Genomic DNA, 13,214 nt, shown 5'->3' on the forward strand with positions numbered 1-13,214 from the left:
GATCGGGCCCCCTTCCTGGGGGGATCGGGTCCGGCGGTCGGGCCGGAGTGCGTTCGGTGGCGGGCGCCGGGTCGGCGGCGCCCGCGGCGGCCGGGTCAGACGAGCGTGGGCAGCGCCTCCCCGGGGAGCGGCGCGGTGGCGCGGAACCAGGCGACGGTGCGGGCCAGGCCCTCCGTCAGCGGGGTCCGCGGGGCCCAGCCGAGTTCCCGGCGGGCGGCCGAGATGTCGGGACGACGCTGCCGCGGGTCGTCCTCGGGGCGGGGCAGGAAGGTCAGTGGGCTGGCCGAACCGCACACCTCGCGGACGGCCAGGGCGAGTTCCCGGACGGTCACCTCCTCGGGATTGCCGAGGTTCACCGGACCGGGCACGCCGGTCTCCAGGGCCGTGGTCAGCCCGGCCACCAGGTCGTCGACGTAGCACAGGGAGCGGGTCTGGGTGCCGTCACCGGTGACGGTCAGCGGCAGTCCGGCCAGCGCCTGGGTGACGAAGGCGGGCACCGCCCTCCCGTCGTCGGCGCGCATCCGCGGACCGTAGGTGTTGAAGATCCGCACGATCGTGGTGCGGACGCCGTAGGTGCGTCGGTAGGCCATGGTGAGCGCCTCGCCGAAACGCTTCGCCTCGTCGTAAACGGAGCGCGGGCCCACCGGGTTCACATGGCCCCAGTAGCTCTCGGGCTGCGGGTGCACCTGCGGGTCGCCGTACACCTCGGAGGTCGACGTCAGCAGGAACGCGGCCCGGTCGCGGCGGGCGAGTTCGAGGGCGTTGCGGGTGCCGTACGAGCCGACGAGCAGCGTTTCGACCGGAAGCCGCAGGTAGTCGCGGGGTGAGGCGGGGGAGGCGAGGTGGTACACCGCGTCGACCCGACCGGATATCTCCAGCCCCTGGGTCACGTCCTGGTGCACATAGGAGAAACGCGGGTGGTCGAGCAGGTGCGCGATGTTCTCGGCGCGGCCGGTGGACAGGTCGTCCACGCACACCACCCGGTGCCCCTGCGTCAGGAGCCGTTCGCACAGGTGCGATCCGACGAATCCGGCGCCTCCGGTGACCACTGCTCGCACGGTCTTCCCCTTCTGATGAGTGTCTCGTTGTCCGCTTGTGCCCCGCGCGGTCCGGATCACGGGCCGCGTGGTGCGGATCACGGCCCCCGTGGTCCGGCCGCGGCGGCCGTCAGGACGGTCGCGGGCAGTGCGGCGAGGTCGGGGAGCAGACCGGCGGACGTCAGGGTGTGCCGGGTGCCGTCGCCGGCCGGGGTGAACCCGGCGGCCGTGAACAGGTCACGGGCCGGGGTGTTGCGGTCGGTGGCCACGATCCGGCCGCCGAGCCCGGTGAGCCGCGCGGGGTCGCCGTCGGCGCCGTCGCGCAGGGCGGCGACCAGGAACGGCAGCGCCGCGTCCAGCCCGATCACCCGGCAGCTCAGCGCGAAGGCCGTCACCTCGCCGCCGCGCACCAGGCAGGCTCCGGTCATGCCGTAGTCGGCGAACCGGTCGGAGACGTGCGCCACGTGCAGCCGGGTGTCCGGCTCGGTGAGCAGCCCGCGCAGCTCCGGCGCGGTGGTGCGCCAGGCCGTGGTGGTGAACTGGTTGGTCCGGTTGAACAGTTCGGCCACCCGGTCCAGGTCCTCGTCGGCGGCCCTGGCCACCCGGACCTCGACGTTCAGGGACCGCAGGAACGCGTCCCGGTCCGTGCCCGCGCCCAGTTCCTCGCGGCGCAGCATCGCCCGGGTCGTGTCGGTCCGCCGCCCGGCCTCCCGGGTGCGGCGGCCCGATTCCAGCTCGGGGCTGCTGAGCAGCAGTTCGCGGAAGCCGTGCACGGGTCCTTCGGCGATCCGCAGTCCGGGCAGCGCGGCCGCGACCTCGGCCCGCTCGACCGGGTTGTCGTCCAGGAACAGCACCTGCTCCGGGGCGAAACCGAGCCGGGCGCACAGGTCGGCGATGTTCGCGGACTTCGCCCGCCAGTCGATCCGGTGCAGCACGAAGTCGTCGGGCCGCAGCAGCGGACCGCCGGCTCCCTGCCACACGCCGAGCGTGGCGTGCTCGTCGCCCTTGCTGCAGGTCGCCAGGAGCACCCCGCGGCTCTTCAGGACGGACAGCGCCTGGTGCAGTCCGACGTGCGTCCACCGGCTGGTGGCGTCGCCGTCGAGCCAGCCGAAGCCGTCGTCGGCGGCGATGCCCGGCCACAGGGTGCCGTCCAGGTCGGTGACGACCAGTTTGATCCGGCCGGTGCCCCGGTGGGCGCGCAGACAGGCCAGGTACTCGCCGGCCAGCGCGCGGCCGAGCGCCGGGAGCTGGTGGGGCCGTTCGTCGGACGGGTCGACGGAGCCGCCGTGGTGCCCGAACGGGAAGACCAGGTCGTCGAGGAGCGCGGCCGCGCCGTGCCGGGCGACCAGCCGCTCCTCGTCCACGACCATCAGCTGGGGGTGGCGCCGCACCAGCCGGTCGATGTGCGCGTTCAGTTCGGCGACGACCCGGCGCAGCCCGTACTCCTCGGCGAAGTCGAAGCGGCCGAACGGCGACAGCGCGGGCGGGCCGACGTTGTGGACCAGCCCCAGCGAGCCGTCGAGGGCGTCGGCGAGCGCCCGTACGCCGATGGTCAGCGCGTTCTTCATCAGCGCCAGGGTCCGGGCCCGCTCCTCGTCGTCGGTGCGGTGGGCGCCGTCGAACAGGGCGGTGAGGAACGGCTGGACGGCCGGCTGGTAGACGGTCACGTCGGGGCGGACCCGGGCCACCGTACGGGCCAGCTCGGCCGAACCGGCCGGCCACTGGTGGGTGGTGCGCACGTCGAGGCCGAGGTCGCGGCCGAGGGCGTGCAGCGGTTCCTCGGTGAACTGGGTGACACAGCCGCCGATCAGCAGCACCCGCACCGGCTCGCCGGTGCCGTCGGCGGCCGCGGCGGCCGTCGTCAGCCGCTGCGGCAGCCCGTAGTGCGTGGCCGGCCAGGACCCGGCGGCGTGGTCGGCCGGGTCCTGGCCGGAGCTCTCCGGCCGGTCGGCCAGCGAGGCGCGCAGCTCGGCCGTCTCGTCGGTGCCGTCGGGCACCACCAGATGCCGGGCCAGCAGCGCCCGCAGCACGGCCGGGGCGGCCCCGGCGTCCGGCGCGGCGGCGGCGAACGCGGCCGCGTCGAACGGCCCGGCGGACAGCGCCCGCAGCGGACCTTCCCAGGCGGCGTCCAGCACGAGCCGCTGCTGGCGCGGGCCGTGCGAAAGCAGAATTCCGGAATCCAGGACGACCGTGGAAAGGAATGCGCTCATGCGGAATTCACGAGGATCCACAGCGATTCTCCTTTCGTTTCGGCCGACTGGATTCCGGATGCCCGGACGGGGGAAGTCCCGGCATGGTTCCGGATGCTACGCGCCGTCCCGGCAGGCGCGTTCTCCGAGAATGCTGAGTGAGTTCGACCCGCGCGGAAGACAGCACGGAACGAGATGCGCCGGAGCACCGCCGCGCGGGACGCTACCTGACCGAGCCCGAAGCTCACGGGCAGGTGCAAGGGGGTACGGGCATGCACGGCGGCGTCATCGAGGCACGGCGGGGGACCACGTCCCCGTACGGTCCGACGGGCCTGGCGGGCCGCCCCCCGGGGCCGCGCCCCGCGGTGGAGACGACCGTCGCCGGACTGGTCGACGCCCTTCTGCACAGCCGTACGGAATTGCTCACCGCACTTACCCGGGTGGCCACCGCACAGGCCGCGACGGACGAAGTCTTCCGGTCGATGCGGGCGCTCTCCGGCGCCCCCTGGGAGCTGCTCCGGAATTCGCCCCGGCGACTCGGCAGACTCGCGACCTTCCTGCCGTCGAACAACCTGCTCTATTCCTATGTGCTGTTCGGCGTGATCCCCTCGCTCTACACCGACGAGGTCCGCATCCGGCCCTCGGCGCGGGTCGCCGCCGCCGCCATGGCCGTCCACGAGATCCTCGGCCCGCACCTGCGCGGCCTGGGCGGCGGACGCATCGTCATGGCCCCCACCTCGCAGCGCGAGTTCCTCGCCGACTGCGCCCGCTCCGACGCCGTCGTCTTCACCGGCCAGCCCGACAACGGCGAGGCAGTCGCCGCCCGGCTGCCCGGCGACGCGCTGCTGCTCACCTTCGGCTCCGGCCCCAACCCGCTGGTCATCGGCCCCGAGGCCGACGTCGACGCCGCCTGCCGCACCGTGCTCGACGCCCGCCTGTACAACTCGGGCCAGGACTGTCTGTGCACCGACATCGTCTTCGTGCACCGCTCGCTCGCCCCCGCGCTGGTGCCGCGGCTCGCCGACGCGCTCGCGGGCATCGAGGTCGGCGACCGCCGCGACCCGGCCACCCGGGTCGCGCCGCTGGTCTATCCGGACGCGGTCGAGGAGGCGGCGGGCTTCCTCGCCGCGCACCGCGACTTTGTCGTCCGCGGCGGCCGGGTCGACCTCGCCCGGCACACCGTCGAACCCACCCTGCTGCACCTGCCCTGGCAGGAGTCGTTCCACCCGCCGGAGTTCTTCTCGCCGGTCGTCCTCACCATGGCGTACGACGACCCCGGGCAGCTGGTCCGCTGGCTGCACTCCGCCGAGGAGACCGCCCGCGGCATGTACGTGTCGGTGTTCGGCGAACCGGCGCTCGCCGGTGCGTCCCGGATCGCGACCAGCGTGGTCTGCGAGGAGCGCATCACCTTCGACGCCGAGGACGGCAACCGGCCGTTCGGCGGCTACGGCCCGCGCGCGGGCGCCGTCCGCCGCGGCGGCCCCGCCACCGGCCGCCCCCTGCTGCTTTCCGCCGAGGCCGGCCGCGGGACCCGGGCGTGAGGACACCCCCGGCCGCTCCGCCCACGGCCCAGGCGGCCTCGGCCGCCCCCGTGGCGGCGCGCCCGGTCGTCCTCGACCCCCCGGTCGTCCGCGGGCGGTCCGCCGGGGACCCGCCCCCGGCGCCGGTCACCGGCGCCCGCAGGCTGGTCGCCGACCCGGCGGCGGTCGACGCGGTCGCCGCCGCGCTCGGCGCCCTGCACGGCCCCGACGGGCCCGGCACGGCACCGGTGGTGCTCGCCGCCACCGACTACTGCGTCCATGCCGCCGACGCCTTCGCCGCCCGCTGCGACGACCCCGCCCGACGCCTTCGCCCCTCGGACTCCGTCGCCCTCGAACCCTCGGGACTGCTCCAGGGGTTCACCGCGCTGACCGGCTGGCAGGGCCCCGGCTACGTGGTCGCCGACCCCGAGGGCGACGGCACCACCGCGCTGCGCTTCGCCCGCGGCCTGGTCGAGTCCGGCCGGACCCCGGCCGCCTACCTCTGCGAGGTGCTGCGGCGCGCCGACACCGGCGCGTTCTGGGCCGTCGCCACCCGCCTCCACCGGGGCACCGGCCCCGCCGCCGCCGAACTCGCCGAACCCGCCGCCGAGCGGCCCGCGCCGGACCCGGCGCACCGCGCCGCCCGCCGCACCACCGGCCTCGACCCGGCCACCCGAGCCCGCAGCGCCGTCCTGCGCGCCTACACCCGCCACACCCGCACACGTACCCGTACGCACGAACCCGCCGAGGAGCAGCAGCCGTGAGCGCGACCACCGAGACCCACCCCTGGGACGTCGTCGCCGGCACCCTCGCGGACGCCGGATGCGACCTCGTCGTCGGTCTGCCGTCCGACGAGCCCGGCCTGATGGACGCGGCCGGGGCCGTACCCGGGCTGACCGTCGTCGGCGTCCGCGACCAGCGGGCGGGCGCCTGCGCCGCCATCGGCCACGCCGCCGTCACCGGCCGGCCCGCCGTCCTCGCCGTCAACTCCGGCCCGAGCTTCGCCAACGCGCTCACCGGCCTGCTCGAAGCGTCCTCGCTGGGCGCCCCGGTCGTCGTCGTCACTACCCGGGTGCCCGCCCTCGGCATCGGCCGCGGCGGCTTCCAGCACACCGACCAGGCCGCCATGGCCGCCCCGCTGGCCAAGTGGACGTTCCTGGTCGAGGACCCGCGCCAGCTGACCTGGGCGCTGCGCCGGGCCGTCCACCTCGCCGTCAACGGCGCCCCCGGCGTGGTCCTGATCGAGATCGCCGACGAGGTGCTGCGCGCCCCGGCGCCCGAGCGCCGCCCCGCCCCGCCGGTGCGCCGCCTGCGGTTCGCCGCCGACGCGGAGGAGGTCCGCCGGGCCGCCGCACTGCTGGCCGCCGCGCGGCTCCCGGTGGTCGTCGCGGGCGGCGGCTGCAAGCCCGCGGGCGCCGGGCCCGCCGTCCGGCGGCTCGCCGAACTGCTCGGCGCGCCGGTGTTCACCACCGCCGCCGGGCGGGGCGTCATCGACGAGGAACACCCGCTCGCCTGCGGCCTGGTGGGCCTCTACACCACGCCCCCGGCGGACCGGCTGCTCGCCGACGCCGACGTCGTCCTCGCGATCGGCTCCCGCCTGGAGGAGACCGCCCGGATGGGCTGGGACGGGCTCGACGACAAGACGCTCGTCCACGTCGACGTGGACCCGGCGGTGTTCCTCACCGCCCTGGAGCCCGAGGTGGCCCTGCTCGGCGACGCCGCCGTGGTCGCGGGCCAGCTCGCCGACGCCCTCGCCGAACCGGCCGCCCAGGCCCCGGCGGCCACCGGCCGGGCCGCCCGTACGGCCGCCGTCGCCGCCGTGCGCGACGGGATGCGCGCCCGGCACACCCCCGCCGCCGGACCCGGCCTGACCGTGTCCGACGCGCTGCGGATGCTCCAGGAGTCGGTGCGCAGGGACGCCACCCTGGTCCAGGAGAACGGGCTGCACGACATGTGGGGCTACCACTGCCCGGTGGTGTCCGTCGGCGACGGCGCCCGGGTCATCACGCCCGGCGAACAGACCATGGTCGGCTTCGGGCTCCCCGCGGCCGTCGGCGCGGCCGTCGCCGATCCCGCCCGCAGGACCGTCCTCGTCTGCGGCGACGGCGCCTTCGAGATGGGCCTCGCCGCGCTGCCCACCGCCGTCGAACGGGGCCTCGGCCTCACCGTCCTGGTCCTCGACAACGGCGGGTACGGCTGGCCCCGCTTCGTCCGCGCGGAAGAAGGGGCGCCGGACGCGCTCACCCGCTTCGCCGCCCCCTCGCACACCGACGCCGCCGTCCGCGCCCTGGGCGGCGACGCCGTGCGGTGCACGACGGCCGCGGAACTCGCCGCCGCGCTCGACGGCGCCGCCAAGGCCCACGCCGAGGGCCGCACCACCGTCATCACGGTGCCGGTCCACGACACCGACGTCCCGGTGGGCGTCCGCCGGGTCTTCGCGGACCCGACGGCCCCCGAGCACCCGGCCGCGACGGCCCCGCCCACGGGCGCCGCCGCATGACCGGCGCCCGGCACCCCGGGCCATCCGCCACGCCCGCCACGCCCGCCACGCCCGCCATGTCCGTCCCCCGCCTCACCGTCGACGGCGAAGCCGTCCCGCCGCGCCTGCTCACCCGGCTCGTCGAGACCACCGCGCGCGGGCTCGAAGCCGCCGGGGCGGGCCCCGGCCGGGCCGTCTCGCTCGGCGCCGACCACCCGCTGACCGCCGTCGTCGCCGCGCTCGCCGCCGAGACCGTCGGCGCCCCGCTGCTCCTCGACGGCGCCGCCCCCGCCCGGCACATCGCCCCGGCGGCGGTCGTCCGCGCCACCGGCTCCGGGCGGCCCGTGATCGCCCCCGGCGCCGCCCGGCCGCTCGACGTGCCCGACCGGGCCGCCGCCGTGTTCTGGACCTCCGGCAGCTCCGGCGACCCCAAGGCGGTGGCCGTGTCCGCCGCCGCGCTCGACCACCAGGGACGGGCCACCGCCGCCCGGATGCGGGTCACCGACGCCGACCGGCTGCTGCTCCCGCTGCCGCTGCGGCACGCCTACGGCTACAGCGTGCTGCGGGTGTGGCGGGCCACCGGCGCCCACCTGTACGCGGAGTCCGGCTTCCACCTGCGCACCACCCTGGCCCGGATCGCCGGCCACGGCATCACCTCGCTCGACGGGGTGCCGACCATGTACCGGATGCTCGCCGCCGAGGCCGCCCGCGACCCCGACGCCGCCCGGCTGCTCGCGGGCCTGCGCATCCGCGGCTGCGGCGGCGACGTGCTGACCCCCGCCCTGTACGACGACTTCCTCGCCGTCACCGGCGCGCCCCTGCACGACGGTTACGGCCTCAGCGAGGCGGGCCCGAACGTCGCCCTCAACGCCCCGGGCGACCTGCGCCCCGGCACCGTCGGGCGGCTCCTGGACGGCGTCCGGGTCCGGCTCGGCGGCGCCGCCCGGGAGATCCTGATCGCGAGCCCGAGCCTGATGCTCGGCTACCTCGACCCGGCCACCGGCGGCCTCGACCGCACCGCGTTCACCGCCGACGGCCTGCTCCGCACCGGCGACACCGGCGACGTCACCGCCGACGGCTGGCTCAGCGTCCGCGGCCGGATCAAGGAAGTGCTCGTGGTGCACGGCGAGACCGTCGCCCCCACGGTCGTCGAGGACGCGGTACGGGCCGCCGCCGGGGTCCTCGACGCGGCGGTCGTCGGCGTCCGGGGCGGCGACCGCACCGAACGCGGCGACACCGTCTGGGCGTTCGTGGAGAGCGCGGACCCCGACCACCGGGCGGTCGCCGCCCGGGTCGCCGAGGCGTGCCGCCGCACCCTGCCGCCGCACGCCAGGCCCCGTACCGTCAGGGTGCTCGCCACCCTGCCGCGCACCGCCAGCGGCAAGCCCGACCGGGTCCGGCTGCGCGCCCTGGCCACCGCCCCCGCCCCGGCGACGGCCGCCGCGTGACACCCGCCCGCCGCCCCGCCGCCACCCGCCCCGAGGAGGCCCGATGAACGCCGTCGCCCTGGCCGGGACCGGGCTCGTCAGCCCGCTCGGACCCACCCCGGACGCGTTCTGGCGCGGCCTGCTGACCGGCCGCCGGGCCTTCGGCGAACTGCGCGGCCTGCCCGGCGACTTCCGCAGCCGGGTGGTGTCCGGGGTGGCCGCCGAGGACTGCGCCGCCCCGCCCGGCCGCCGCAAGGAGACCCTCGCGACGACCGCCGCCCGGCAGGCCCTCGACGCGGCCGGACTGCCGCGCCTGCCCGTCGGCTCGCTGCTCGTGATCGTGTCGCAGGCGCCGACGCTCACCGACCCCGCCGCCGACCCCGCCGCCGAACGCGACGGCGACTTCGCGGGCCCGCGCCCCGGGGCACTGCTCGCCGCCGTCGGCGCCGACCGCGCCGCCACCACCGTCGTCCACCTGTCGCACGCCTGCGCCTCCGCGGCCTTCGCCGCCTCCTTCGCCCGCGACTGGCTGCTGTCCGGACTGAGCGGCACCGCCCTGGTCGTCGGGGCCAGCGCGCTCAACCGGTACGAGTACGCCAGCATGGACGTCGTCAAGACGCTCAGCCCGCGCGGCGCACGGCCTTTCGACGCCGAACGCGACGGCATCACCGTCGGCGAGGGCGGCGGGGCGTTCGTCCTGGAGACGGCGGCGTCCGCCCGGGCCCGCTGCCACCGCCCCGAGGCGTGGCTCTCCGGCGCGGCCTGCCTGGTCGACACCTCGCAGGCGGTCGCCTCCGCGCCCGACGCGATCCGCGCCTGCATGCGGGCCGCGCTCGACGACGCGGGCACCGGCCGGGTCGACTACGTCCACGCCCACGCCACCGGCACCGTGCAGGGCGACGCCGCCGAGGCCGAGGCCGTCGCCGCGCTCGCCCACGAACTCGGCGCCACCGCCCCGCTGCCGATGAGCTCCCACAAGGGCGCGGTCGGCCACCTGCTGCACGCCTCGGCGTTCCCCGGCCTGGTGGCCGCCGCGGGCTTCCTGCGCGAGGCCCGCGTCCCCGGCACCCCAGGGCTGCGCCGCCGCGCCCCGCTGCCCGACGGCGTGATCGCCGTCGCGGAGCCGTACCGGGTCGGCACCGCCGAGCACGTCCTGGTCAACAGCTTCGGCTTCAGCGGCAACAACGCCGCCCTGGTGCTGTCCGCCGTCGGCCGCTGAACCACCGACCGTCCGAGGAGGACCCATGACCGTCACCGTCGTCACCCCGACCAAGGGACGGCCACAGCTGCTGGTCCGGGCGCTGCGTTCGGTCGCCGCCCAGGAAGGGCTGACCGCCGCCCACGTGGTCATCGGCGACGACTGCCCCTGGCTCGCCGACCCCGCGCACCGGGCGGACCTGGCGGCCCGGTTCCCGCACGCCCGGTTCGTCAACATCGGGCCGGACGACGACCGCCGCCCGCCCCACACGTACCTGCCGGCCCGCCTCTCCCACCTGCGCAACCTCGGCATCGCCCTGGCCCGTACGCCCTACGTCGCCCACCTCGACGACGACAACGCCTACGCCCCCAGCCATCTGCGGTCCCTGGTCGACCTGCTCGAAGCGGACCCCGACGCCGGGGTCGCGCACAGCTGGCGGCGGCTGCGCACCGCCGACGGCGCCGACTACGTGCCGGACGGCGAGGACCCCTGGCACCCGATCCCGCGCCAGCGGGCGGCGTCCTACCGGTCGCTGGCCGGGCACGGCGTCTTCGTGCCCGGCTCGCCCGTGGTCCGCGACCGGATGCGGGTGGTCGACGGCCGGATGCTGAGCCGGGTCGACACCAACGAACTGCTGGTGCGCCGCGAGACGCACGCGCGGATCCCGTTCCCCACCGCGTTCACGGTGTGGCAGCGGATCCTGGAGACCACCGAGGACATGGCGTTCTGCCAGGAGCTGCTGCGGCAGGGCGTCGGCACGGTGTGCAGCGAACGGGCCACCGTGGACTACTACATGGGCGGCTTCTCCAACGCGGCCGCGCTCGTCTGAGAACAATCGTCCGAGAACAATCGATCCGAGAGCTCCCGTCGCGCGGGTGTCAGAGCAGCCGGGCGAGCCGGTCCACGGCCCGGGCGTCCAGCTCGTGCACCCGCCCGGCCCGCTCCCGGCACAGCCGGAGGTTCTCCCGCGACCAGGAGCGGCCCAGCAGGAAGACCAGCCGGGCCAGTTCGGCGTACCCGTCGGACGCGGCGTGCAGCAGCTCGGCGGCCTCCGCCGCGACCACGGCCTCCCGGCCGCCCCTGGCCCGCTGGTCCAGGTCCTGGCCGAGGACCGCGGCGAGCAGCTGGCGGTCGCCCGCGACCTGCCGCTGGAGCGGCCCCGACACCCGCATCCGCAGCACCGACGAGCGGCTCGGATGCTCCGCGAGACCGGCCAGGACGTCGGGCAGGGTCCGCAGCCCGGCCAGGCCCTCGTCCGGCGAGGCGGGTTCGGTCATGTTGCGCACCGACCCGGCGAGCAGCGCGTGCCGCTCGTCCTGCCAGCCGTCGTGGGCCGCGCCGGTGTCCCACACCAGCACCGGCGCCCCGGCCAGACCGCGGCGCAGCTCGTCGAGCGGGACGGTGCCCCGGTTGTCGGTGAAGCCGCTGTTCCTGCGGGTGTTGCGGTCGGCGGCCAGGGCCGTGTCGGGGCCGAGCCGGTGGACCAGGAAGGTGTGCGGGTAGCCGGACCACGGCACCCGGTAGAACTCGCTGTGCCGCAGCCCCGACAGGTCGGGCGACACCGGGACGGCGTGCCCGCGGGCCAGCTCGCGCGCCACCAGGTCGAGGGCGCGGCCGGGATCGAGGGGTGAGGTCTCCCAGCGCGCGGTGACGCCCCGCTGGAAGCGCGGCGCTTCGTACGCGGTGTCCAGGCCGCCGTACAGGGTGAGGAGTTCGCCGTCCTCGGTGCGCTCGACGGCGAAGTTCACCGGCTGCGCGAGCGCCCGGGCGGTGTCGCGGAACCCGACGGCGTACAGGCTGTCGCGCAGACAGTGCACCCAGCAGGAGATCCGCGCGTGGGCGTAGCCCTCGACGGCGTCGAGCGAGGGACTCAGGTACGGGAAGGAGCCGTCGGTCATGCCGCGGTCTTCTCCCGCACCGGCTCCGGCTCCGGATCCGACTCCGGCTCCGGTCCCGGCTCCGGTCCCGTCACCGGCTCCGGCTCGCTCACCTCGGCGGTCACCTCGGCGCTCACGTCCGGGGCCACCGGCTCGGCGCCCTGCCCGGCGACCGGGCGCTCCGGCACCAGCCGGGTGACCAGGAGCAGCACCGGCACGGCCATCGCGAGACCGACGAGGACGGCGCTCCAGGCGACCCCGGCCCGGCCGACGAGAACGCCGCCGAGCACGGTGCCGCCGACCAGGAACACGTCGGAGAGCGGGACCAGGGTGGCGTAGTAGCGGCCCTGGAGCCGGCCCGGCAGCCGCTTCTGCACCTCGGCGAAGTAGACCACCGAGGCGATCGACTCGAAGACGCCCGCCGCGAACAGCAGCCCGAGCGCCACGTACCAGTCGCCGGTCACGAGCAGCGCGATCCAGCAGAGCCCTTCGAGGGCGTTGCCGAGGATGTAGACCCAGCCCTGGTTCCAGGACCGGAAGGCGACGGCCGCCAGCGCGCCGAGCGCGCCGCCGAGGCCCATCGCGGCCAGCAGGTACCCGAGCATCGCCGGGACCCCGGCGAACTCCTCCAGCGAGTACGCGGCGAGGAAGGTACGGCCGAGGCCGAGCGCCACCATGTACGTGAACGCGGTCACCGTCAGCGAGGACAGCCGCCCGTCGCCGCGCACCATCCCGGTCAGATCGCGCGCCCCGGTCGCCAGGGCGCGGGCCCAGGCGGCCAGCCAGCGGCCCACCAGGACGACCGGCGACCGCCTCCCGGCGGCATCGGCGGTTTCGGTGACGGCATCGGCCGGGTCCGTCGGGTGCGCCGGGTCCGTCGTGGGCGCCGCCCCGGGCAGCCGGGTCAGCAGCACCGCCGCGGCCAGCGCGGTGGCGGCCTCGGCGCAGAACAGCCAGCCGATGCCCGCGGCGGCGGCGATCGGCCCCGCGAGCGCGGGCCCGAGCAGCTTGGGGATCCGCTCCGCCGTCACGATCAGCCCGTTGCCCTCCAGTTCGCTGCCCTCCGGGATCACCCGGGGGCGCAGCGCCATGGTGGCGGGGAAGCCGAACATGTAGCCGACGCCGACGGCCATGGCGAGCAGCTGCACCTGCCACATCGCCGTGGTCAGCGGGAACAGCGCGACCGCGAGGCCGCTGCCGAGCGCGGCGAGCATCGCCACCCGGCGCGGGTCGTTCCGGTCGACGATCTGTCCGGCGAGCGCCCCGAGCAGGATGTTCGGCAGGAACCGGGCGGCGAGCGTGAGACCGACCTCGAGGCCGAGCCCGTACCGCTGCATCACCAGCAGCGGCAGGCCCACGGTCGTCATCGCGGAGCCGGTCTCCAGGACGAACAGCGAGGAGACCAGCCGGGCGGCGCCGGGATGGCGCAGCACCCGGGCGAAGCTGCCGCGGGATGCCTTCGTCGTCGAGGTGTCGTCAGTCATGTC

General features: G+C 76.4%; 10 protein-coding genes. 6 read left to right on the forward strand and 4 right to left on the reverse strand.

Annotated features, from left to right (window positions below):
* Positions 1-95 precede the first annotated feature (95 nt).
* Positions 96-1,058 (reverse strand): UDP-glucuronic acid decarboxylase family protein, encoded by a 963-nt coding sequence (locus ACIPXM_RS31930; RefSeq protein WP_401662740.1) that lies wholly within the window; start codon positions 1,056-1,058, stop codon positions 96-98.
* Positions 1,059-1,135: 77 nt separating this feature from the next.
* On the reverse strand, positions 1,136-3,247 hold the full coding sequence (locus ACIPXM_RS31935; RefSeq protein ID WP_401662742.1) for an HAD-IIIC family phosphatase: 2,112 nt from the start codon (positions 3,245-3,247) through the stop codon (positions 1,136-1,138).
* 251 nt (positions 3,248-3,498) lie between these two features.
* Between ACIPXM_RS31935 and ACIPXM_RS31940 the strand changes: the two genes are divergently transcribed.
* Genes ACIPXM_RS31940 through ACIPXM_RS31965 form a run of 6 tightly spaced genes read left to right on the forward strand, consistent with a single transcriptional unit; the run spans position 3,499 to position 10,679 of the window.
* Positions 3,499-4,767 carry an aldehyde dehydrogenase family protein gene (locus ACIPXM_RS31940; protein ID WP_401662744.1) on the forward strand — a complete coding sequence of 423 codons (1,269 nt, stop codon included), beginning with the start codon at positions 3,499-3,501 and terminating at the stop codon, positions 4,765-4,767.
* Positions 4,764-5,510: a hypothetical protein gene (locus tag ACIPXM_RS31945; RefSeq protein ID WP_401662746.1), complete on the forward strand. Its 747-nt coding sequence runs from the start codon at positions 4,764-4,766 to the stop codon at positions 5,508-5,510. The genes ACIPXM_RS31940 and ACIPXM_RS31945 overlap by 4 nt, the downstream gene beginning before the upstream one ends.
* Positions 5,507-7,246: a thiamine pyrophosphate-binding protein gene (locus ACIPXM_RS31950; RefSeq protein ID WP_401662748.1), complete on the forward strand. Its 1,740-nt coding sequence runs from the start codon at positions 5,507-5,509 to the stop codon at positions 7,244-7,246. The genes ACIPXM_RS31945 and ACIPXM_RS31950 overlap by 4 nt, the downstream gene beginning before the upstream one ends.
* 56 nt (positions 7,247-7,302) lie before the next feature.
* A complete protein-coding gene (locus ACIPXM_RS31955; RefSeq protein ID WP_401662750.1) occupies positions 7,303-8,673 on the forward strand; it encodes a class I adenylate-forming enzyme family protein in 1,371 nt (456 codons plus the stop codon).
* A gap of 43 nt (positions 8,674-8,716) precedes the next feature.
* Positions 8,717-9,871, forward strand: coding sequence for a beta-ketoacyl synthase N-terminal-like domain-containing protein (locus tag ACIPXM_RS31960; RefSeq protein ID WP_401662752.1), 1,155 nt, complete (start codon positions 8,717-8,719; stop codon positions 9,869-9,871).
* A 25-nt stretch (positions 9,872-9,896) separates the two neighbouring features.
* Complete coding sequence (locus ACIPXM_RS31965) at positions 9,897-10,679, forward strand: glycosyltransferase family 2 protein (protein ID WP_401662754.1); 783 nt, start codon at positions 9,897-9,899, stop codon at positions 10,677-10,679.
* Between the two features lie 49 nt (positions 10,680-10,728).
* On the opposite strand, the gene ACIPXM_RS31970 is transcribed toward ACIPXM_RS31965, so the two are convergent.
* Positions 10,729-11,748: a hypothetical protein gene (locus ACIPXM_RS31970; RefSeq protein ID WP_401662756.1), complete on the reverse strand. Its 1,020-nt coding sequence runs from the start codon at positions 11,746-11,748 to the stop codon at positions 10,729-10,731.
* Positions 11,745-13,211, reverse strand: coding sequence for an MFS transporter (locus ACIPXM_RS31975; protein ID WP_401662758.1), 1,467 nt, complete (start codon positions 13,209-13,211; stop codon positions 11,745-11,747). Before ACIPXM_RS31975 ends, ACIPXM_RS31970 begins: the two co-directional genes overlap by 4 nt.
* Positions 13,212-13,214 lie beyond the last annotated feature (3 nt).

This window comes from Streptomyces sp. NPDC090025, assembly GCF_044748125.1.
GTDB lineage: Bacteria > Actinomycetota > Actinomycetes > Streptomycetales > Streptomycetaceae > Streptomyces.